Raw genomic sequence first — 1,437 nt, 5'->3', positions numbered from 1 at the left:
GGCTCTCCTGACTCTTCCGTGGGTTAGTCCCGGCCGGGAAGCACGGGTTTGTGCCCGCCGAGGCTGAGCATTGCGAGGGCGATGAGGGCCTCGGGTGATTTGAAGCCGAACGCGATGCGGGTCATGAGGCGGATCTTGGTGTTCATGGATTCGACGCGGCCGTTGGAGAGGCTGTGCTCGATGGAGGCCAGGATCGCGGTGCGGTGTTTCACGATGCTCTTCTGCAGTTTCACGAAGGACGGGATGCGGCAGCGGCGAGCCCAACCAACCCATTTGTCGAGAGCTTCGGTCGCTTCCTCGAGAGGCAGTTTGAAGATCACACGGAGGCCTTCCTTCAGGTAGTACGCCCGAGCCAGCCGGGGGTCGGTCTGCACGATCCAGGCGAGCTTCGTTTGTTGCTTCTCGGTCAGGTTTTCCGGGTTCTTCCAAAGCGCGTATCGGCAGTTCTTGATGCCCGTCGCCCGGGCGCTGTCTGGGCGTGCCGGGGCGTCGGCTGGGGGCCGGCCGCGAGTGCGTCGGGCATCGTTGTGCCGGGCGGCTTTGCGGGCCTCGTTCCACGCGCCCCGGCGGACTTCATCGAGGGCCTCGGTGGCCCATTTCACGACGTGGAACGGATCAGCGCAGCGAACAGCGTTCGGCGCTCGTTCCGCGACAACACTGGCGATCCAGGCCGCACCGTCCGCGGAAACATGCGTGATCAGTGCCGAACGCTCCGGCCCCAACGCATCAAAAAACGTCTCGAGGGTGGCCTTGTCCTGGCCTGGTGCCGCCCAGACGAGACGGCCAGAATCGTGGTCCACGACGCAGGTCAAGTACTTGTGGCCGCGCTTGTAACTGATCTCGTCAATCCCGATCCGGGTGAGGCCCGCGAACTGGTCGAACTGCTTCTCCGTATCTGCCCAAACCCGGGTGATGATCGCGCCCACGGTGCGCCACGCGATGCGCATCAGCACGGTGATGGCGGACTTGGATGTTTGCGTGGCCAGCCACGCGACCTGGTCATCGAAGAACAAAGTGTGCCCGCTCTGATGCCGGGCCCACGGCACGGCGGCGACCGTCACGCCATGCACCCGGCAGCTCACCCGCGGCGCCGCAGCTTCTAAGTGGATTTGCACCGAGCCGGCGTCCAGGGATCGCCAGCGGCGCCGCCCGTCACCGGCGTCGTAGCGCGGGCAGCGCTTCCGGCAGGCCCCGCACCGGTTCCGCATCGATGCCGTTGGGCGCACCGACGCGACCAGCATGCCCGTATCCGCGTCGAGATCGACCGCTTCGACGATGGTTTTGTCGACTCCGAGCAGAGTCCGCCATAGTGTTGAGTTTTGCACGCCGTTTTCTCGTCCCTGTGTTTCTTGCCTTTGTCAGTTAGAAACCTAGACGGAGAGCGGCGTGCACTCGTTAAGGCGCTCGGAAACCACCCACGGTAACGTCAGGAGAGCC

At 64.5% G+C, this 1,437-nt stretch carries 1 protein-coding gene; it reads right to left on the bottom strand.

What is annotated here, in order from left to right; translation table 11 throughout:
• Positions 1–23 precede the first annotated feature (23 nt).
• A complete protein-coding gene (locus tag QN345_RS19035) occupies positions 24–1,325 on the bottom strand; it encodes an ISL3 family transposase (RefSeq protein WP_322135197.1) in 1,302 nt (433 codons plus the stop codon).
• Positions 1,326–1,437 lie beyond the last annotated feature (112 nt).

This window comes from Cryobacterium sp. 10I1, assembly GCF_035019805.1.
GTDB lineage: Bacteria > Actinomycetota > Actinomycetes > Actinomycetales > Microbacteriaceae > Cryobacterium > Cryobacterium glucosi.
This window is presented reverse-complemented; position numbering and strand designations above follow the sequence as displayed.